The sequence below is a fragment of the Arcicella lustrica genome, from assembly GCF_034930985.1.
GTDB classification, from domain to species: Bacteria; Bacteroidota; Bacteroidia; order Cytophagales; family Spirosomataceae; genus Arcicella; species Arcicella lustrica.
Genome location: NZ_JAYGIM010000002.1, coordinates 69,835 through 90,552, shown reverse-complemented (window position 1 = coordinate 90,552; position 20,718 = coordinate 69,835). Strand labels below are relative to the sequence as shown.

The following is a 20,718-nucleotide window of genomic DNA, read 5'->3' as shown; positions in this document are numbered from 1 at the left end:
AAACGAATATTTTAAATGATACAAATAGCCGACAAAGCCATTGATATTCAAGCCTGCATTGATGCCGCACAGTCTGACCGTGCGGGAGCTGTGGATGTATTTATCGGAACAGTCAGAAATCATAATAAACAAAAAGAAGTTGTAAGGCTCATTTTTGAAACCTATGATACGATGGCTGTCAAAAAAATGCAAGAACTTGCCGACCAAGCCCGTGAAAAATGGGAGATTGAAAAAATCGTGATGGTTCACCGAAAAGGAGTATTAGAAATCGGGGATGTTGCCGTAGTAATTGCCGTTGCTACTGCTCATCGTGTGGCTTCTTTTGAGGCTTGTCAATGGTTGATTGATACTTTAAAGCAAGTTGTTCCTATCTGGAAAAGAGAAGTTTATGAAAATGGAGAAGAATGGTTGGAAGCCCACCCTTAATCAAATCACATAATCATCAAATTACAACCACGAATATCCGAATTGTCGAATCTACCCAATACTCTAAATTGTTGATTTCCTGTGACAAAAGAACCTAAATCTTTGGTTTCTATAAAAGAACAGGAATCTATATTGGCTAAATCAATCACGTTGATGCCTCCTCTGAGTTGGTTTTTTACATTAAAAGGGTCGTTAACATCTCGCAATAAAATCTTCATCGAAGCGGGTAAATCAAAAATGCCTTCACCAAAAGAATATCCTTGTGAAAGTAATTCTGTCATGCCATATTCTGAATGAATATTATCGACTGCAAAAGCTTTCGTCAAGATTTCGTGTACTTCTTCTCGCAATAATTCTTTTCTTCTTCCTTTCATCCCGCCAGTTTCCATCACAATCAAGTTGTTAAAATCTTGTAAAAAAGATAAATCCAAACCTGCTTCTGCAAAATCCAACAAACCAAAAGTAACACCAATTAAAAGGATTTTTTTATCAGGATTTTCTGTCGAAATGCGCTTCATGGTTGCTCCTAATTCCTGATAATTATTCAAGTAAAATCCAGAATCAGGCGATTTACTTTGTTGAATAAAATGCTGAACCATATAAACCAAAGAAGAATTGTTACGTTCAAGATAGGAGGGAAGTAAAGCCAAAATGGTGAAATCCGAAAGCTTTCCATAAAACTTTTCAAAGATTTGTTCCGCAATCTGTAAGTAAAAAGCTGGGTCGGCTACTAAATGTCTTGAAGTATTTTGTCCAGTCGTTCCGCTGCTTTCAAAGATAACTTTAGGCTCAATATCGCCAGTTAAAATGCTTTGAGTCTTAAAAAATTCTATTGGTAAAAAGGGAATGTCTTGAATTGACTGCAATGTTGATACATCAACTTGAAGATTTTTTAAGTATTTTGCGTAAGTAATATTATTTTGTGCTTGAAAACGGAAAATATCCAAAGCCAAAGCATCAAAATTCTCTGAATTTACTGTTAAAACGCTTGCTTTTAGTTGTGCTGATGTTATCATTTTTGGGGTCTATGCTTCAAATCCATCTAAATCGTTTTGCAAAATTAAGTAATTCATTAAAATGCAGAACAATAAAGCAACAAGCAAGAAGGATAAAACGTTATATCGTCAAAATGTTTTTTTAATACTATGAAGAAGAATTTATACATATTTGGATTTTTAACATTGATGGTTTCTTGTACTGGGCTACCAGATTTTAGTAATACTCCAAGCATTTCTTATAATAATGTTCGTATAATTACAACTCAAGTGCCAGGTCAGTTAGGTATTGCTAAAAAAGATTCAGTAATTATTTCTATCAATTATCAGGATGGTGACGGTGACATAGGTCATACCGAAGAAGAATTAAAAAATGTCTTTAAAACGCAAGGCGATGGTTTTCAAAATTACATGGTTGATTTTTACTTCAAGAAAAATGGTAAGTTTGAAAAAATAGTTCCAGATGATATTATTGGCGGAAATATTAAATTTCATCTAAAAGAAGGAACAAAGCCAGGTCCCATTGAAGGAGTTATAGATTATTCTATAGACTTTTATTATAATTTATACAGTGGTTTTAAGATAACAGGAAAACAAGATACAATTAAATTAGGCATAACTATCAAGGATAGAGCCCTCAACGTAAGTAATACCACAGAAACTCCTGAGTTTGTGATTTTTAAATAACGTTATTCTTAATATCTTCTAAAAAAATTGGCATGGCTTCGGTCATGCCAATTTTGTTTTGGGCGATTCCAGCTTTGCAACAGCCTTTTCTCCGCTATTTCTTTTAACTTTGATGATATATTTTACAATTACTTTTCATCCAAACCGAAAAGCTATTCATCAAGTAATCAATCAACAACCAATACCCATAATATTCGTGAAAAAACTACTCTTTTTTGCCTTAGTAATCTTCTCTGCCAGCAATTATTCCACATTGGCACAAAACAAAAAAGCCATTACTTTAGAAGACATCTGGTCTAAATACACTTTTGTACAAAAACAAGTACAAAACATCAACTGGATGAAAGATGGTGCATTTTATACTGCCCTTGATAATGGCAAAGTAATCAAACATCAAGTAACAGATGGCGCTGCTGTGGCTACTCTTTTCAACGAAGCTGTAAGTGTTGAAAACTTAGGGAAGAAAATCACAGTAGATGATTACGCTCTTTCTGCTGATGAACAAAAATTATTAATAAGTACTGAGTCTGAACCAATTTATCGTCGTAGTTCTAAAGAAGAAAACTTCGTGTATGACTTAAAGACCAAGAAATTAGTACAATTATCAAGCGGTGGGAAACAAATGTTTGCTACTTTTTCGCCTGATGGTGCGAAAGTCGCTTTTGTTCGTCAGAATAATTTATTTGTGGTTGATTTAGCAACCATGACAGAACAAAAAATTACCAATGATGGTAAGTGGAATTATATCATAAACGGTGCTTGCGACTGGGTTTATGAAGAAGAATTCTCTTTTGCTCGTGCTTTTCAATGGTCACCAGATAGTAAAAAGATTGCTTTCTATACTTTCGACGAAAGCAACGTTCCTGAATACAATATGCAAATGTGGGGCAAGCTTTATCCTACAGATTATCGCTATAAATATCCAAAAGCTGGCGAAGCAAATTCTACTGTAAGCATTTCGGTACATCATTTATCAGAAGCAAAAACCATTAAAATGGATATTGGTTCTGAAACTGACATCTATATTCCAAGAATTCGCTGGACACAAGATGCTAACTTACTTTCTATAGAAAGATTAAACCGTTTACAAAACCGTTTGGACATTATTCATGCGGATGCCCAAACTGGAATAGGCAATATTGTGCTTACAGAAACAAGCAATACTTATGTAGATGTTGAAAACTTTGGAGATGATTTGACTTATTTGTCAGATGGAAAATCATTTATCATGTCTTCTGAAAAAGATGGGTTTAAACACCTTTATCACTATGATATAACAGGTAAATTAATTCGCCAAATCACGACTGGTAAGTGGGAAGTAGATAATTTTTATGGTATCGACGAGAATACCAAGACACTTTATTTTACTTCTACCGAATTATCAAGCACTGAACGTCAATTATTCAGTATTTCTTTAGAAGGAAAACTGAAAAAGCAACTCTCGCAAGAGCATGGCATGAATACCGCAAGCTTTAGCAATGATTTTAAATATTATATCCTTCAACATTCGGCTTACAATAGTCCGCTGAAAGTAAGTTTACACAAAGCACCATCTGGACAATTAGTAAAAGTATTGGAAGATAATGCTGCACTCAGAAAAACCCTTGAAACTTTCGATATTGCCAAGAAAGAATTCATGACTATCAGAACCTCAGAGAACATTGAGCTAAACGCATGGATGATTAAACCAACTGATTTTGATCCTAAAAAGAAATATCCAGTCTTTATGTTCTTATACGGTGGACCGGGCAGTCAAGAAGTATTGAATGAATTCGATAGTTTCAATACTTTTTGGTATCAACATTTGGTTCAAAAAGGATACATCGTGGCATGTGTAGATAACCGTGGTACTGGTGGAAAAGGAGCAGACTTTAAGAAATGTACCTACTTGAATTTAGGAAAATTAGAAGTAAAAGACCAAATAGAAGCCGCCAAATACTGGGGTAATTTGCCATTCGTAGATAAAACAAGAATTGGTATTCAAGGATGGAGTTATGGTGGCTATATGTCATCCAACTGTTTATTTCAAGGAGCCGATTATTTCAAAACTGCCATTGCCGTTGCACCCGTAACCAATTGGCGTTTTTATGATAGTATTTATACAGAACGCTTCTTGAGAACGCCTCAAGAAAATGCAAAAGGCTATGATGAAAACTCACCCGTTACTTATGCCAAAAATTTAAAAGGTAATTTCTTATTAGTACACGGAACAGGCGACGACAACGTTCATTTTCAGAATTCAATTGCTTTAGAAGAGGCATTGATTAGGGCAAATAAACAATTTCAATCGTTTTATTACCCAAACAAGAATCATGGTATTTATGGAGGAAACACCCGTTTCCATCTTTACACAATGATGACCAACTTTATCGAGAAAAACTTATAAGCATTCCCGATTAACAGGAGAGATACAGAGCGTAGAAGCAATTGGCTATTGTTTAAGTAACATAGAGTGAAGCAAATAAGAGTTGTGAATTGTGAGTGGTCCGCCGATGCGGTGATGAGTTGTGAATTTAAGATATTGATATGCAATGTTTTAAATTGAAAAAGATACCGTCATTCATTTTAAATATACTACTTATTTTAAAAGACAAATCACTTAATGAATACTTGCGATAGCCAATTTTATAAATGCAGTCGCTTATCCCATCAGTGCAGGAGCTAATAGTATGAATGCAGTCGCTCATCCCGTCAGTGCAGGAGCTAATAGTATAAATGCAGTCGCCTATCCCGTCAGTGCAGGAGCTAATAGTATAAATGCAGTCGTCTATCCCGTGAGTGCAGGAGCTAATAGTATAAATGCAGTCGCTTATCCTGTGAGTGCAGGAGCAAATAGTATGAGTGCAGTCGCCTATCCCGTCAGTGCAGGAGCTAATATTATCAATGCAGTCGTCTATCCCGTGATTATAGGAGCTATTTTCAACAAGGGAAAAACCATCATAACCGTAGCACGAGTTTCCAACTCGTGAAATTGTGAATGGTTTATTAAGCCATCGAAATTAATGATAAGTGATACATGAAACTAGGTTTTTCAATACCTAAGTTATTGATATTCAATTTGGAGGAGTATAGCATTTATGATGAATGTTTTCGAGGACTTGACTGGTCAGAAGATTGAAACTAATCATTTGGAAATGTTCGCCTTTATGTCATTTAATTGGCTAGTTATTTGTTTAGCATAGAATTGAGAATCATTTTTAAAAAACAATTTCAAATCTTCTGTCATCTTGATTCTAAATGTGTATTTCTCTCCATTATTCATATAAATTGTATAAGCATTATTGAATACACTTGTCATCTCAATTTGTTTAAATTGAGCAATCGGAACTTTTCGTGTACCATAGATATTTTGAAATATTAGAAAACCTTCTTCATACCAAATGTTCCACATTTTCGCACTGGCATAATTTATAAGAAGAATTATTAATAGAATCAAAATCATCATCAATAGTCCATTTAGCGTAAAAGAATATAGTATTATAATTGTTGAAACTATTAAAAAAGACAAAGTGAAAGTCCAAGTCATTATTTGAGAGACTTTTATATCAAACCGACTAATGTTAATTCTATCAATCATTTTAATAAAAGGTATGAGTTGATTCTACTCTTATTAATGAAAAAACTGATTCAAGGAAAGAATTTATAGCAAATGAGAAAAATTAAAGAATTTTTGATTTACATTATTTATTTCACATATAGATATTACTCAAAAGATAATAAAGATTTGGTTGATGCAAAGATTCATTCCTTTTTTGTATTGTTAACGGCGGGTTTTTTATATTTTTCGCCAGTTATGTTTTACTGTACATCAACATTTGGCTTGTCAAAATATTGGGATAATGATTTGTTCTTTTTAGAAAGAAGACTTGCTATAGGTATGATACTAGTAATCCAGACAATATTATCTTTTTTTATCTATAGAAGAAAGAAGAAAAAACTGCAACAATATTTTGTCTATTTCGATAATCAATTTGATGAAGAAAAGCATAAACGATATAAGAAGTATGTATTATCCATTGCAATTGGAAGTGTAATATGGCTTATTCTAGGTGTCGTCATTGTTGGTGAAATACTAGATAGTCAGCAAAAACTATAAAGATTAAGAAATAGGATAAATCATTTCCTCATGAAACTAAAACTAACATCCATCATCATTTTTGTTCAAAGCATAGAAGTATTGAAAGACTTTTATGTAGGCATTTTAGCCCTTGAAATCGTGGAAGAAAGCAATGGTTGGTTACTCTTAAAAGCAGGGGAATGTCAAATCGGATTGCATAAAATAGGAGAACAATATTTAGAAGAAAATCAAGAAGCTTTCAAATTTGATAACAATACCAAGATTGTTTTTGAAGTAGATGAAGACCTTTATGCACTGAGAGAGCAACTAATAGCCCAACAAGTAACATTAGGAGAAGTAAAGACTTTCGATAATTATGATTACTTTTTATGTGATGGAGAAGACCCAGAAGGAAATGTCTTTCAATTAAAACAACAAAAACCAAAACCGTAGCACTAGTTTCCAACTCGTGGAATTTAGAATTAACTCTTTCGTATTCAAAAAAAGAAGCTCGTGTCTCCACGAACTTCTTCCAAAACAATGTTTTTTCTTAATTCCAAATGTCATTCATTTCTGTCAATACAATTGGTTTTCCGTCGGTAACAACAATTGTATGTTCGTGTTGTGCCATAAAACCGCCTTTGTTTCCAACCATCGTCCAGCCGTCATGCAATGTTTCAGCGTAAGTTGATGTTGTTGAAATGAATGTTTCAATCGCAACGACCGAGTTTTTCTTAAATCTTGTCGTATTGTACTTATCTCTGAAATTGGCTATTTCACTCGGTTCTTCGTGAAGGCTTCTTCCTACTCCGTGACCTGTCAGATTCTTAATCACTTTGTAACCTCTTTTCTTTGCTTCGGTCTCAATTAAAAGTCCAATGTCAGCAATGCGAACCCCGCCTTTAATATTATGAATTGCTTTATGTAAAATTTGTTTTGAAGCTTCCACCAATTGTTGATGTTTGTTTACATCATTTCCAATGACAAATGAAGCACCGTTATCCGACCAAAAACCATCTAATTCTGCTGAAACATCAATATTAATTAAATCTCCTTCTTTTAATACTTTTCTGCTTGAAGGAATGCCGTGACAAAATTCATTATTAGTACTGATACAAGTCCAACCTGGAAAACCATAAGTAAGATACGGAGCAGATTTCGCTCCCAAGTCATTAAGAATTTGTCCGCCGTAGTTATCCAATTCCTTTGTTGTCATACCTGGTTGGGCAAATTTTCTCATTTCTTTCAACGTGTAAGCAACCGCTTCACTAATTTTTTGCATTCCAACTAATTCTGATTCTTTTGTTATCGACATATTTTCTTTTTCTAAAGTATTTGTTGTGTTTAGCTTGACTGCTGAATTTTAAATATAGACAAATTTACGTTTTTTCTTACAGGTAGAAAATGGATATAAATAAACCAGTTGTACTTTACTTAACAATGGAAACAATAGAGGAAGTTCATATCGTTTTAATGGGCATTGGTAAAACAACAAAAATACCTATTATATGTAAAATTGATTGCCCAACATCGTCCTCTTGAAAATGATGCTGTAGGCAATGCTATTTTTAGGAAGAAATATTTAGCTTAAAGTATGGCTTTTTTTATTGAAAAGTTTAATTTGCTTATCATTTATATTTTCAATTTTGATTATGTCTAACGAGCATTCACAACTTTACGTCAGAGCAAAAAAAATATGGGAAACAGTGGTAAAAGACGAACCCGGTTATCCCCTCGAATTAAAATTACAATTAGAGTTACACAAACAACTTCTTAATCTCTTTCAGCCGGGTACTTATTATTACTATGTGTTTAACATATTTGAAGCAGACTTTGATTTTGTGAGCCCTGAGGTTGCGAATGTACTTGGCTATTCACCTGAAGAAGTAAATATTCATAAATTCTTGGATATAATTCATCCAGAAGACAAGCCTTACTTTTTACAATTTGAACAGCGAATTACAGAGTTTTTCAAGACATTGCCGTTTGAGAAAGTATCAAAATATAAAATGCAGTACGATTTTAGGATGCGTACAAAGGACAATCGTTATGTACGGCTACTACACCAAGCAATACAAATAGATTTTGACGAAACGAATTATTATAGAACACTAGATCTAGATACTGATATCACACATCTAAAGAAAGACGGGGAACCTTCTTTTTCAATAATAGGTCTTGACGGAGAACCATCTTACTATAATATTACAGAAACTAATACGCTTATTTTATCTCATGACCTTTTTACAAGAAGAGAACGAGTGATTTTAAAAATGATTGTAGAGAATAAAACCAGCAAAGAAATAGCTAGTACACTTTTTATAAGTCAACATACAGTAAACACCCATCGTAAAAACATATTGAAAAAAGCTAAAGTCACAACGCCTGTAGAACTTGTGCGTAAAGGGATTCAAGAAGGTTGGGTGTAAATTGCTAAGCTAGATAATTTAATTCAGAGAAGATTCCCAAACTCTTCGATTTCACCCGTATAATTTTGATTTTTTCGTAATAAAAAATAGCTAGTCATGGCTATTTTTTATTACGAAGCATTAACAGAAATTTGTATTAAATGTATTAATACTTAACCCCAACATGCTATGAAAAGATTTTTATTATTTTTATTAATTATAATTTTTAACGTATTAGTACTGAATAAAAGTTATGGTCAAATATCTGTTTATTTTTGTGAGAAAACAGGAGCTATTGGTATTGCTACAGGAGTTACTAATGAAGGTTTTGAAAGAGATGAAAGAGCTAGAGTGGATTGTATTAACAAGGGGGGGGAATCACCTTGGCCAATTGTAAATGGTAATAGTATAGGTTCAGGGTGTTATGCCGTTGTAAGAGGAAGAACAGCTAGTGGAGCAAATGCTTGTGGTGTTGCCTATGGAGGTAATAGAACAATAGCCCAATGTATTGAAGCAGCAAAGAGAGAAGCTATTTTTAGAAATGCTACTGAAAACAGCCTATCTGTTTATACACAAGGATGTGTTGAGCCACTACCCCCTCAAAAATCTCCTAATAATAATCAAACTCCAACTGTAAAACCTGAATGGTCTGATTGGAGACCCTTTACTGCTCAAGATTGTAATCTTAATATTGAATACAGATATTTGGTAGAAAGAGGTTTTGCTTTAAACTATCAAGTACATATGTGGTTTGAGGTTCGAAATAACAATAATAAGACCGTTTCTTATACTTTTAACTTATTGGATAGTAAAGATAAAGTGCATTTTGGAGATAAACACACTACTAATCCAGGAGAAACAACACGTTTTGTTCATAAAATGAGTGGTGATTATATAAAAAAATGGCAACCTAAAGACATTGTTTATACTACAACTGGAAGACCTGTTTGTGAAAAAGAAGTAACCCAACAAGTCAACAATCAAAATAATCCTTCGAACGATAGCCAAAAAGCAAACCAGACAAGTTCTCAAACCAACATAATGGAACTCATTAGTAAAAAAAATAACTTGTGTGAGGAGTTTAATAATCTGATAAAGAATGCAGGTAATGCAAACCCAACATTTGTAGATCTATGCACAGGAAACCAATCTAATTATTCAATTAATGATCATGCACGTTTAAATAATGAGATTGCTAGATTAGAAAGTGCGATAAGTATAATGAATAAGCAAGCAGAAGGAAAAACAAAAACTCAAGAAGAACAACAGAGAAAACAGAACGAATTACAAAAAAGACAACAAGAAGAACAAGAACGTATTAGAAAAGCACAGGAAGCAAAAAGAGCGCAATTTGATGGAGCTATTCAAAACGGTGATAACGCATTGAACAGTAAACAGTATGACAATGCAATGAGTTATTACAGCCTTGCTAAAAACTATGCTCAAAACTCTAATGAAAGTACTTTTGCACAAAATAAATATAATCAAGCCTTTGAGGCTAAAAAAACAGCTGAACGACAAGTAAGAGTTGCAAAACAACAAGAAAAAGATAAAAAAGAAAATTTAGAATATGCAGGTTTAGCAACAAGTGTTGGGGGTATGATGGCTCTATTAAATGATAGTTATAGTTATAAATGGTATGCCATGAAATTCCAAGCTGGTTTGGGCTATGAAAATTTTCCTATTTATAGCAATAATGCAAGTCAATATCATGTAAATAATTCATATATAGAATCTTTTACGCTTCCAACTTTTCACATGGGCTTTAAGTCTGGATTTTTTAACAACAAAGGAGTATCTTTTGTGCTCAATCCTTTATTGAATGCAGGTTTTAGTGCATTAAGTGCTGGTATAAGTGGAGGTTATGTTGAGTATGGTTCAACGGCAACATTATATTTAAGCCACAAATCTCGCTCAAAATTTAAAGTTTTTGCTGAAGGAGGCTATTTTAACAGAGAAGGTAATTATTCTTACGATGCAGATGCAGCAAATGGTGGAAATTCTGCAACTGATGATGTTAGAAAAGGCACTTTTAAGTATGATATTATGAAATACGGAGGAGGATTTATGTATCATCTGATATATGATGGAAAAGAAACTTACATGCGCCCTGCCGTATTTTTAGAGAAACCTTCTTTCTTTACAAAAGATGATAAGCCTGTTTTAAATTTTAATTTTCAAGTAAATATCTCAAGTGAAATAATTTTTGATTTCAGTTACTCCACAGATTATTTTATAGGAGGAGATGTTACTTATCCAACAACATTACAACCAGAGAAAATGAAATACTTTAGTATAAAAATTATTAAGCAAGGTAAGTTATATTAATAATAATTACGAAGTATATGTCTTATAAAATTTCAGCCTATAGGCTGAAATTTTTTTTGCCTTTTTAAGTCGAAAAGGCAAAAAAACCTTTACTATCCCTGATGAATCCAAATATATTTTTTGCCATTCCAATAAATAAATTACACTTAGTTTAAGTGTAAAGCAAAGCATTACTCGGACTAAATAAGCTAGCAAACCATGAAAATGGAATAAACTCAAACTACCCACAATCCACATCCACCACAATTCCAACGCCTTTAAAGTCTTTTGATAGTTCTATATTTTGTACTTGTTCGGCAATAAAGGCTTTTGCTCCTTTTAGGTTGATGGTTTTTTCGAGTTTTATCATGATTTCAAATAAATACTGATTGCGTACTCTTTCTACCAATGGCTTTTCTGGACCTAATACTCTTGGTGTTCCCAGTTTTTCGATGAGCTTTTGGGCTAATGCTTGGGCTGCTTTTTCGGCATTTGGTTGGTCGATATGCCTTAGCGTAATCTTGATGATTCTGGTAAAAGGTGGATATTGAAAGTCTTCTCGCTCTTTGATTTCATCTTGATACAAACCAAGATAATCATTTTCGATAATCTGTTGTAGTATTTTTTGCTTCGGATTATTGGTCTGAATCAATACTTTGCCTTGCGTTCCTCTTCGTCCTGCTCGTCCTGCTACTTGTGTCAGCATTTGAAAAGCTCTTTCCGAAGAACGAAAATCTGGGAAATGAATCATTCTATCCGCATCGAAAATGCAGACAAGACTCACTTTTTCAAAGTCCAATCCTTTAGAAACCATTTGCGTACCCACCAAAATATCTACTGCACCACTTTCTACTTCATTAATCAAGGTTTGGAAAGCCGTTTTGGTTCTGGTAGTATCTAAATCCATTCGAGCAATTTTGGCATTTGGCAAAAAGATTTGTAATTCTTCTTCCAATTTTTCTGTGCCATAACCTCTTGTTTTCAACTTGGTAGAACCACAAGCCTGACAAGTTTTAGACATCGGTTCGTGGTGTCCGCAATAATGACAACGCAATTCTTGATTGCTATAATGATAAGTAAGACTCACATCACAATTGGGACAAGCCGCAATTGTATCGCAATCTTCGCACTGAATATATGGCGAATAACCCCGACGATTTTGAAATAAAATGGTCTGCTGTTTTTTCTCCAGATTCAAGCCCATCGTGTCTAACATCAAGTTTGAAAAATCACCTTTGGTTAGTTTTTGTTTACGAGCTACTTTGATGTCGATAAGTTCAATGTCAGGTAATTGCGTATTACCAAAACGTTCTTTCATTTCTACAAAGCCATATCTTTCGGTTTTCGCATTGTAAAAACTTTCGATAGAAGGCGTAGCAGAACCCAACAATACTTTGGCTTTTTGTCGATGTGCAATCACCACTGCCACATCTCTGGCGTGATAGCGAGGAGCAGGGTCGAATTGTTTATAAGAAGTTTCGTGTTCTTCATCTACAATGATGAGTCCGAGATTATCAAAAGGCAAAAACACCGCAGAACGCACGCCCACCACAAACTGAAATTTGCCCGAAACCACACCTTTCCATACTTCTACCCTTTCATTATCCGAAAATCGAGAATGATAAATGCCCATTTTATCGCCAAAAACTTTGCGTAATCGCACCACAATTTGGGTCGTCAAGGCAATTTCTGGCAATAAATACAATACTTGCGAGCCACTTTCCAGTACTTGTTCAATCAGTTTGATATATACTTCGGTTTTGCCGCTGCCCGTAATACCATGCAAAAGCGTAGTGTCTTTTGTCTGAAAACTTTGCATGATTTCAGAGAAGGCTTTTTCTTGAGATTCAGAAAGTACGGGCGTTGGAGCTTCCACAAAGTCAAGGTCTTCTTCAAAGCGGCTAACGATTACTTCAAATTGTTCAAGAATACCATTTTTCAATAAAGTACTCAGCGAACTTTCCGAAACATTGGCTTTGGTTAAAGCATTTTTTTCTAAACCTTTTTTATTCAATTCGGGTGTGCGGAGGACGGGAACGAACTTTAAATAATTCAAAATCACGTCCAATTGTTTGGGCGATTTTTCTAATTCGCCAATCAAAGCCGTTAAGTAACTTGGGTCTTCATAGAAGTGATTCAGTCTGATTTTTTTAAGAATCTTTGGCGTGTATTTTTCACGTACTTCTTCAAAAACAATGACTGCCTTTTTCTGAATTAAAGACTTGATGATATGATAAACATTCTTTACTTCGGCAAAACGTGCGAGTTCATCATAATTCAAAGACTGATGTTTTTTGAGTTCTTCGATGATTTCTGTTTCACGTTCTGTCAATAAAGCAGGCTGGTCGAATTCGGGATTAAACTGTACTTTCGATAAACTCGAAATCTTTAAACCCGAAGGCAAAGCAATGTTCAGTACTTCGCCGACCGTACACATATAATAATCGGCAATCCAATAGAAAAGCTCAATTTGTTTAGCGTTTACTAAAGGAGCGTCGTCTAATACTTCTAAAATATATTTGGCTTGATATTTTTCTGGCGGTTTGTTGTGAATACGGGCAATAACAGCCGTAACCACCTTCGTTTTCCCGAATTGCACAATCACTCTTAAACCAGCAGTAATACTGGCAGCGTACTCACGTGGCACACGATACGTAAAAGTATTCGGTACAGCAACAGGTACGATTACATCGGCAAAAAGGGTGATTTCTTCTGTATATAAACTTGTTTGATTAATTTCTAAGGATTGCATTAGCTTGATTAACAATTCCTGTAAAAAGCACAGAAATGAAAGAGATTCTAATTAAATGCTCGATTTGGTCGAGAATATTGCAATTTACATGAAATAATGGTTTGGTAATATAGCCGACAAGTAGGAAGCTAAGAAATATAGTAGTTTTGTTTGATGGTAATTTGTGGAATCTAAACCCTCAGAAATAATTTTATGAAAAGCTTTATCATCTTCCTCATCACCTTCCTCATCAGTTTTGCGGGTTCGTTTCATCCTGGACCTTTGAATATGTCGGTGATTCAAAAAACGCTTAAAAAGAATCTTTCTGCGGGACTTTGGATGACTTTTGGAGGAGTAATTCCAGAAATAATTTATGGCTATTTGGCTGTTGAAGGCTTAAAGATATTTGAACGATACCCGCTTATTTTTGAAATTATGCAATGGGCTGTTTTGCCGATTTTATTATTGGTCGGCTGGAATTATTTAAAACCTAAGAAAAAACAAGAAGTCTTGTTGAAAACAACAGAAGTTCAAGCAGAAGTAAAGGTGTTATCATTAGGGAGTGATATTTTGAGTGGATTTTTACTATCATTTCTCAATCCGCAATTATTGCCTTTTTGGTTGGTCATCTTGATTAATTATCAGAATTACAGCTTCTTGAAGATTGAAAATGGATTCGACAAAATTGCTTTTGTGTTAGGAGCTAGTATTGGTGCTTTCTTCCTAAACTATTTATGTGCTTATGTGGCTAATCGTAAAAGAGGATTAGTTTTTGAATCTTTATCACCCAAAATGTTCGATAAAATCATGGGTTGGACTTTTATTTTGGTGGCTTTTGTTCAAGCCGTAAAGCTATTGGTGTTTTAATAAAATAAAGTTTTTAAATATTTTTTTGAGAGTTCTAATATTATGAGTAATTATGCGATAATTTATTAAACCATAATTAACTAATTTAATATCAATGACACCTAGATGTACTTTTCACAAGTGTATTCTACTGATTACTTGTGTGCTGTTAGGTTTTTATACCCAAGCTCAAACTCCCGCCGCTCCGATTACTTTCGGTAAAGTCGATTTGAAAGACCTTCAAATGAAAAGCTATCCCAAAGACACTGCTGCTGAAGCTGTTGTACTTTGCGACTATGGCGAATACTCTTATTACTTTGGTAAAGATTTGCCTAAAGTTACTTATCGCCGCCATGTTCGTATCAAAATTCTAAAGAAATCTGGCTTTGGATATGCCAGTCAGAAAATCCCATTTTATATAACGAGTAATCCCGATAAAGGAGAAACAATAAGTAATCTGCAAGCAATTACTTGGAATGTAGAAAACGGAAGTCCAGCAAGTTATACGATGTCGGATGATGAATTTTTTGAGGAAAAAGGAACAAATACAGTCTATTATAAGAAATTCACTTTCCCACAAGTTAGAGAAGGCTCTGTGTTGGAATATTCTTACGAGATAGAGTCGGGCTTATGGTATAGTTTGCGTAATTGGAATTTCCAAACCAATATTCCTACGCTTTGGAGTGAATTGCGGGCAGAAATTCCAGCTTATTTTGACTTTAAAATTACACTCAATAGTCTTTTGCCTTTGAAGGTTCAGGAAACAAAACAAGGGAGTCAGAATTTTATGCGTAGCGATATTCGTGACCCATATCTTGCTTATAGATTTGCCATAGAAGATACTCCTGCTTTGAAAGAAGAACCTTTTTTGACAACCCTTGAAAACTATCGTTCTAAACTTAGTTTTGAATTAGCAGTAACTTATTTGCCGAATCAAGGTAAAATAGATTATTCGCAAACTTGGGAGGCACTCAATGAAACCTTGTTGATGAGTGATAATTTCGGAAAGCAAATCAAGAAATATGATGAAGCTCAAAATATCGCTAAACTCCTAAAAACACAAACCAAAGATTCCTTGGCTTTGCTAACGGCTGCCTATCAGTATATTCAAAATAATATGCAATGGGATGGCGAAAACGAAGTATTTACCTCAAGTGCTAATTTGAATAAAGTAGCAGAAAAGGGGCTGGGGAATTCAGCCGAAATCAATTTAATGCTGGTGCGTTTACTTCGTGAATGTGGTTTTGATGCCAATCCGATGATATTGAGTACTCGTGAAAATGGTTTGCCGACTGATTTGGTTTTGTTAGATAGATTTGATTTTACCATTGCTCATGTTTCCTTGAATGGCAAAGATATTTTGCTGGATGCAACTAGTAAATATGCCCAAGTGGATTTACTTCCGTTGCGTTGTTTGAATGAAAAAGGGAGATTGATTGTCAGAAAAAATAGTCGTTGGATACCGATTCCTGCTCGCCCAGTCAGTAGAAAAGTAAGTCTGATTAACATGGAAATTTTGCCAGACCAGCAGATGAAAGGGAACGTAAATGTTTCTTATGTTGGGCATGATGCTGTCTTTTTTAGATCAGCGGTATTAAGTAAAGGGAAAGAGGATTATATCAGTAATTTCAAGAAAAACAAACCTAACCAAAACATCAGCAAAGTAGATTTAGTAGCAGTTGATTCCTTGGGGCAAATGCCAGAAATGAAAATACAAACTGTTTATAATGAAGCCTATACCACTGCAGGCGACCGCATCTATTTTACACCAATGCTAGATTTGGGAGAAGAAACCAATCCATTCAAATCGCCAATTAGAAATTATCCCGTTGAATTTGGTATACCGCAAGAGGAAACCTTTAGTGCTGTTTACAAAATTCCTGCTGACTATATAGTAGAAGAAATGCCTAAAGGAGAAAGTGTTACTTTGCCTAACAATGGCGGTCGTTTTGATTTCAGAGTAACATTATTAGATGGAGAAGTTAAAATCGACAGCAAAGTAAGTTTAAAGAAAGCACTTTATAGCAGTGAAGAGTATGGTGCATTACGAGAACTGTTTAATAGAATTGTTGTAAAACATGCAGAGCAGATTATTTTGAAGAAGAAGTAGCAAGCTTTGCAACTAAGAAATCTTGCTTTGTAGTGGAGTCTGTTCACTTCCTGAAAATAAATTAATTGAGAATATAAACCTATAAGGATTTGAGATTAAAGCTCTTATTATTAGTTAAATATAAAATCCTTATAGGTTTGATTTAATACTTATAAACTCACTACATACATTAATAATACACATACAAATGAAAAAAAATGCCTTTTTTAAAAGTAGTCTTAGTTACTTTTTATTACTCCTAGTAACATTTTCAATCAATGCCCAAAACAGTCCTATCAAGTATGGCAAAGTGGACATGGCTGATTTACAAATGAAAGCCTATGCCAAAGATACTGCTGCCGAAGCAATAGTACTTTGCGACTTCGGAACTCACAATTACACCTATCGTGAAGGACAGGGTTTAAAAGTTGCTTACGAAAGACACAGAAGAATCAAAATCCTTAAGAAATCTGGCTATGAATGGGCTACTTATTCTTTTGGATTGAGTAATTCCAGAACAGGAACAGCTAAAGAATATGCTTCTAATATCAAGGGAGCTACTTATAATTTGGTAGATGGAAAAATCGTAACGACCAAATTAGAAAAAAGCTCAATCTTTCTGGAAAAGAAAAGTGAGAATCTGATGATTCAAAAAATTACATTGCCCAATGTACAAGAAGGCTCAGTCATAGAATATTCATACAGAATTGAATCAGACTTTGATACCGAAGTTCGTTTTTGGGAATTCCAAAGAAGTATTCCAACACTTTGGAGTGAATATCAAGTAAAAGTGCCTGAATTTTATCAATTCCAATTAATTACGCAAGGTTACGAGCCTTTTGTGGTTTCTAGCATTACCAAAGAAGCACTGAATTTAGGGGTTGGGTTTGAAAACATTGCTGCTACTTATTATAGATTTGTTCAGAAAGATGTACCTGCTCTAAAAGTAGAACCATACATTACTACGATTGAAGACTATCGTTCGCAAGTTGAGTTTGAAATTTCTGCTTATGTGCCAACAGGTGGTATTCCCAAACATTTTTCTTCTACTTGGAATGATTTCTCAAAATCCTTGACCAATTATGATAATTTCGGAAGGTTACTCAACAAAGGTGGTTTTCTGAAAGAAGTTGCCGCTACTATCAAAGCGACTGCCAAAGATAGTTTGTCTAAAATTCAAGCAGCCTATAATTATGTTTCAAAGAATATGACTTGGAATCAGCAAAGGAGTTTCTTGGCGAGTGGAAATTTAAAGAAAGCTTTTGAAGCTAAAACGGGAAATTCAGCAGATTTGAATTTGATGTTGATTGCTTTACTTAGAGAATTGGATATTGAAGCCGACCCAGTTGTGTTGAGTACCAGAGATAATGGACGAGTATTGGATTATTATGTACTTGAACGAAAATTCAATTATGTAATTGCGGCGGTAGATGTACAAGGACAATGGTTATTGATAGATGCTACTGAACCGTCGATGCCCTTAGGTACTTTGCCAATTCGTTGTTTGAATGGAAAAGGAAGATGGATTCATGGAGAATCAGGCGATTGGGTTGAACTGAAAACCAATGAAAAACTAGCGAAAACATTGATTGCTAACTTTGAGATTGCTCCAGAAGGACAAATAAAAGGACAATTAAGTATCAATCATATCAGTTATGCCGCTCATGATGAACGCATGGAAATCAAGAGAGATACCAAAGCAAAATACATAGATAATCTAAAAAAGTCGCACAGTAGTTGGGAAGTAAAAAAAGTTGAATTTGAAGATGAAAACGAAATCGAAAGACCATTACAAGTAAAATTGGATTTGAATATCAATGAAGGCGTAGGAGTAGCAGGTGATAGAATTTATTTTAATCCGATGATTGGTGAAGGAGAAAATAAAAACCCTTTCACAACATTAGAAAGAAAATATCCAGTTGATTTTGGTACTTTGATTGAAGATAGTTTTATCGCTACTTATACCATACCCAAAGGCTATGTAGTTGAAGAAATGCCTAAGAGTATGCGAGTAAATTTACCTGAAGATGGAGGTAGATTTGCTTTTATGGTGGCAAAATCAGAAGATATAATTACGATTTCTAGCAAAATTACGTTGAAGAAAACCATGTATTTTGCCGAAGAATATGAATTGTTAAAACAGTTTTACGACCAAATTATTCAGAAACAAGCAGAACAAATAGTTTTAAAGAAAGCCCAATAAATAATGAAAGCATTTATCATCAGTTCACTACTATTTACAGGTATTTTAAGTAATTGTTTTGCTCAGAATACTTGGAATGTAGCTAGCATTCCAGCAGAATTAAAGGAAAAAGCCCATGCAGTAATTCGTAAAAGCGAAACCATTTTTACGGTTAAAAACCTAGGAGAAGCTACTGAAAAAAATCATAAAGTAATTACAATTCTTGATGAACAAGGTTTACAATATGCCTCTATGACGCTTTTCTATAGTAAGCTTGAAAAAGTAAATAATTTTGAAGGTGTATTGTACGACAGTAATGGAGAGAAAGTAAAAAAGGTAAAAAAAGACGATATTCATGATGGAAGTGCCGTTGGAAACGGAACACTTTTTGGCGATAACCGTTACAAATATGCGGAATTCAAATATGCGATTTTTCCTTTTACCGTAGAGTTCACGACAGAAACAACGAATAAGAATTTACTTTTTTATCCGATGTGGTTTCCACAAGAAGACGAAGAAAACGTAGCTGTAGAACAATCATCTTTAAAAATACAAATGCCTGCTAATTTGCCACTTCGTTATAAATCAATTAACGGATTAGCAGAACCTACCTTGGAAAACATTGCAGAATCTAAAAGTTATACTTGGCAAGTAAAGAATTTACAGGTGTATGAAAACGAACTTTATTCCCCTAAATGGACACGCTACGGAAAAGGAGTACTGACTGCTCCGAATGAGTTTGAAGTAGAAGGCTTCAAAGGAAGCATGAAAACGTGGAAAGATTTAGGGGAATTTGATAATATTTTAGGAAAAGGGAGAGACGTTTTACCCGAAAATGTGCAACAAGAAGTAAAACAATTGGTGGCTAATATTTCAGATCCAAGCCTGAAAGTAAAGAAAATCTATGAGTACTTACAAGCTAAAACCCGTTACATTTCTATTCAATTAGGCATTGGTGGTTGGCAACCTTTTGAAGCCAGTTATGTGGCTGAAAAAGGTTATGGCGATTGTAAAGCATTGTCGAATTACACAAAAGCTTTGTTGAAGAGTGTTGGAATTGAATCATTTTATGCTTCGATTAGAGGAGGAAGTAATGAACGAGATATTCATCCAGATTTCCCTTCTCAACAATTTAATCACGTAATTGTGTGCGTGCCGATGAAAAGTGATACCATTTGGTTGGAATGTACTTCGCAAGATAATGCCTTTGGTTATTTGTCTGATTTTACGAGCGACCGTTACGCACTTTTATCAACACCAGAAGGAGGGAAGTTAGTCCGCACGCCAGTTTATAAAGCGAAAGACAATCAGCAAAATAGGAATATTAAAGTAGCTTTAGCAGAAGATGGAAATGCCACAGTCGTAGCTGTAACAGAATATACAGGACTTTTATCAGACGATTATTCTGATATTAAAAACTTGTCGAGCAGAGAGGAGCAGCAAAAACATCTTTACAAAAGAATCAATATTCCCAGTTTTGAAGTAAGCAATTTTTCTATTCAAGATGAAAAGAAAAGAATTCCGACTGCTACCGTAAAATTAGATTTGAATGTAAGGAAATGTGCATCGAAAAGTGGAACGAGATTATTTTTAACGCCCAATTTAATGTCGGCGATTAATACTGTTCCGCCAGCGTTGGATAAACCTCGTCAAACAGAAGTAGTGTTAAAAATGGCATTGACCGAAACAGATTCAGTTACTTATCAATTACCTAAAAATGCTACCTTAGAATTTAAGCCAGAAGGAATTAAGTTTGAAAACCGCTTCGGCACTTATCAATCAGAGTTTCAAGTAAAAGACGGAAGTTTGTTGTATATCAGAAAATTAGTGAGAAATCAAGGCAAATTTCCACCAGAAAGTTATGCTGAACTCATCGAATATTACAAAAAAGTAAGCAAAGCAGATAGAACACAAGTGGTTTTGAAGCTTTAAGAGGGAGAGTTTTTTGGAATTTATGTCAAATTTTAGACGCTCAATAATTTTAGTTTGT

Annotated in this window: 15 protein-coding genes; 12 read left to right on the top strand and 3 right to left on the bottom strand. The window is 34.4% G+C overall.

What is annotated here, in order from left to right:
• Window positions 1-15 precede the first annotated feature (15 nt).
• A complete protein-coding gene (locus VB798_RS03365) occupies window positions 16-426 on the top strand; it encodes a molybdenum cofactor biosynthesis protein MoaE (protein WP_323255971.1) in 411 nt (136 codons plus the stop codon).
• Window positions 427-431: 5 nt separating this feature from the next.
• On the opposite strand, the gene VB798_RS03360 is transcribed toward VB798_RS03365, so the two are convergent.
• A complete protein-coding gene (locus VB798_RS03360; RefSeq protein ID WP_323255969.1) occupies window positions 432-1,442 on the bottom strand; it encodes a LuxE/PaaK family acyltransferase in 1,011 nt (336 codons plus the stop codon).
• A 129-nt stretch (window positions 1,443-1,571) separates the two neighbouring features.
• On the opposite strand from VB798_RS03360, the gene VB798_RS03355 reads away from it, so the two are divergent.
• The 5 genes from VB798_RS03355 to VB798_RS03335 all read left to right on the top strand — a co-directional run bounded on the left by VB798_RS03355 (window position 1,572) and on the right by VB798_RS03335 (window position 6,618).
• Window positions 1,572-2,108 carry a hypothetical protein gene (locus tag VB798_RS03355; RefSeq protein WP_323255967.1) on the top strand — a complete coding sequence of 179 codons (537 nt, stop codon included), beginning with the start codon at window positions 1,572-1,574 and terminating at the stop codon, window positions 2,106-2,108.
• Between the two features lie 112 nt (window positions 2,109-2,220).
• On the top strand, window positions 2,221-4,494 hold the full coding sequence (locus VB798_RS03350) for a S9 family peptidase (RefSeq protein ID WP_323255965.1): 2,274 nt from the start codon (window positions 2,221-2,223) through the stop codon (window positions 4,492-4,494).
• Window positions 4,495-4,777: 283 nt separating this feature from the next.
• Window positions 4,778-5,077 (top strand): hypothetical protein, encoded by a 300-nt coding sequence (locus VB798_RS03345; protein WP_323255963.1) that lies wholly within the window; start codon window positions 4,778-4,780, stop codon window positions 5,075-5,077.
• Window positions 5,078-5,757: 680 nt separating this feature from the next.
• The gene (locus tag VB798_RS03340) at window positions 5,758-6,204 is read left to right on the top strand and encodes a hypothetical protein (protein ID WP_323255961.1); all 447 of its coding nucleotides are present in this window, start codon (window positions 5,758-5,760) and stop codon (window positions 6,202-6,204) included.
• A 30-nt stretch (window positions 6,205-6,234) separates the two neighbouring features.
• Window positions 6,235-6,618: a VOC family protein gene (locus tag VB798_RS03335; RefSeq protein ID WP_323255959.1), complete on the top strand. Its 384-nt coding sequence runs from the start codon at window positions 6,235-6,237 to the stop codon at window positions 6,616-6,618.
• Between the two features lie 97 nt (window positions 6,619-6,715).
• Here the strand turns inward: VB798_RS03335 and map are convergent, their stop codons facing one another.
• Window positions 6,716-7,480 carry a type I methionyl aminopeptidase gene (map, locus tag VB798_RS03330; RefSeq protein WP_323255957.1) on the bottom strand — a complete coding sequence of 255 codons (765 nt, stop codon included), beginning with the start codon at window positions 7,478-7,480 and terminating at the stop codon, window positions 6,716-6,718.
• Window positions 7,481-7,817: 337 nt separating this feature from the next.
• Between map and VB798_RS03325 the strand changes: the two genes are divergently transcribed.
• The gene (locus tag VB798_RS03325; protein WP_323255955.1) at window positions 7,818-8,594 is read left to right on the top strand and encodes a LuxR C-terminal-related transcriptional regulator; all 777 of its coding nucleotides are present in this window, start codon (window positions 7,818-7,820) and stop codon (window positions 8,592-8,594) included.
• A gap of 168 nt (window positions 8,595-8,762) precedes the next feature.
• Window positions 8,763-10,901: a hypothetical protein gene (locus VB798_RS03320; protein ID WP_323255953.1), complete on the top strand. Its 2,139-nt coding sequence runs from the start codon at window positions 8,763-8,765 to the stop codon at window positions 10,899-10,901.
• A 220-nt stretch (window positions 10,902-11,121) separates the two neighbouring features.
• On the opposite strand, the gene priA is transcribed toward VB798_RS03320, so the two are convergent.
• Complete coding sequence (gene priA / locus VB798_RS03315) at window positions 11,122-13,632, bottom strand: replication restart helicase PriA (protein ID WP_323255951.1); 2,511 nt, start codon at window positions 13,630-13,632, stop codon at window positions 11,122-11,124.
• Window positions 13,633-13,824: 192 nt separating this feature from the next.
• On the opposite strand from priA, the gene VB798_RS03310 reads away from it, so the two are divergent.
• From VB798_RS03310 to VB798_RS03295, 4 genes are all read left to right on the top strand, one after another.
• On the top strand, window positions 13,825-14,478 hold the full coding sequence (locus tag VB798_RS03310; RefSeq protein ID WP_323255949.1) for a LysE family translocator: 654 nt from the start codon (window positions 13,825-13,827) through the stop codon (window positions 14,476-14,478).
• A gap of 94 nt (window positions 14,479-14,572) precedes the next feature.
• The gene (locus VB798_RS03305) at window positions 14,573-16,567 is read left to right on the top strand and encodes a DUF3857 domain-containing protein (protein WP_323255947.1); all 1,995 of its coding nucleotides are present in this window, start codon (window positions 14,573-14,575) and stop codon (window positions 16,565-16,567) included.
• Between the two features lie 187 nt (window positions 16,568-16,754).
• On the top strand, window positions 16,755-18,749 hold the full coding sequence (locus VB798_RS03300) for a DUF3857 and transglutaminase domain-containing protein (protein ID WP_323255945.1): 1,995 nt from the start codon (window positions 16,755-16,757) through the stop codon (window positions 18,747-18,749).
• Between the two features lie 3 nt (window positions 18,750-18,752).
• Window positions 18,753-20,660, top strand: a complete 1,908-nt coding sequence (locus VB798_RS03295; RefSeq protein ID WP_323255943.1) for a DUF3857 domain-containing protein — start codon at window positions 18,753-18,755, stop codon at window positions 20,658-20,660.
• Window positions 20,661-20,718 lie beyond the last annotated feature (58 nt).

Excerpts from the sequence above, each read along its gene's own strand:
- VB798_RS03365 (WP_323255971.1), top strand. The coding sequence starts at position 16 with ATGATACAAATAGCCGACAAAGCCATTGATATTCAAGCCTGCATTGAT.
- VB798_RS03360 (WP_323255969.1), bottom strand. The coding sequence starts at position 1,442 with ATGATAACATCAGCACAACTAAAAGCAAGCGTTTTAACAGTAAATTCA.
- VB798_RS03355 (WP_323255967.1), top strand. The coding sequence starts at position 1,572 with ATGAAGAAGAATTTATACATATTTGGATTTTTAACATTGATGGTTTCT.
- VB798_RS03350 (WP_323255965.1), top strand. The coding sequence starts at position 2,221 with ATGATATATTTTACAATTACTTTTCATCCAAACCGAAAAGCTATTCAT.
- VB798_RS03345 (WP_323255963.1), top strand. The coding sequence starts at position 4,778 with ATGAATGCAGTCGCTCATCCCGTCAGTGCAGGAGCTAATAGTATAAAT.
- VB798_RS03340 (WP_323255961.1), top strand. The coding sequence starts at position 5,758 with ATGAGAAAAATTAAAGAATTTTTGATTTACATTATTTATTTCACATAT.
- VB798_RS03335 (WP_323255959.1), top strand. The coding sequence starts at position 6,235 with ATGAAACTAAAACTAACATCCATCATCATTTTTGTTCAAAGCATAGAA.
- map (WP_323255957.1), bottom strand. The coding sequence starts at position 7,480 with ATGTCGATAACAAAAGAATCAGAATTAGTTGGAATGCAAAAAATTAGT.
- VB798_RS03325 (WP_323255955.1), top strand. The coding sequence starts at position 7,818 with ATGTCTAACGAGCATTCACAACTTTACGTCAGAGCAAAAAAAATATGG.
- VB798_RS03320 (WP_323255953.1), top strand. The coding sequence starts at position 8,763 with ATGAAAAGATTTTTATTATTTTTATTAATTATAATTTTTAACGTATTA.
- priA (WP_323255951.1), bottom strand. The coding sequence starts at position 13,632 with ATGCAATCCTTAGAAATTAATCAAACAAGTTTATATACAGAAGAAATC.
- VB798_RS03310 (WP_323255949.1), top strand. The coding sequence starts at position 13,825 with ATGAAAAGCTTTATCATCTTCCTCATCACCTTCCTCATCAGTTTTGCG.
- VB798_RS03305 (WP_323255947.1), top strand. The coding sequence starts at position 14,573 with ATGACACCTAGATGTACTTTTCACAAGTGTATTCTACTGATTACTTGT.
- VB798_RS03300 (WP_323255945.1), top strand. The coding sequence starts at position 16,755 with ATGAAAAAAAATGCCTTTTTTAAAAGTAGTCTTAGTTACTTTTTATTA.
- VB798_RS03295 (WP_323255943.1), top strand. The coding sequence starts at position 18,753 with ATGAAAGCATTTATCATCAGTTCACTACTATTTACAGGTATTTTAAGT.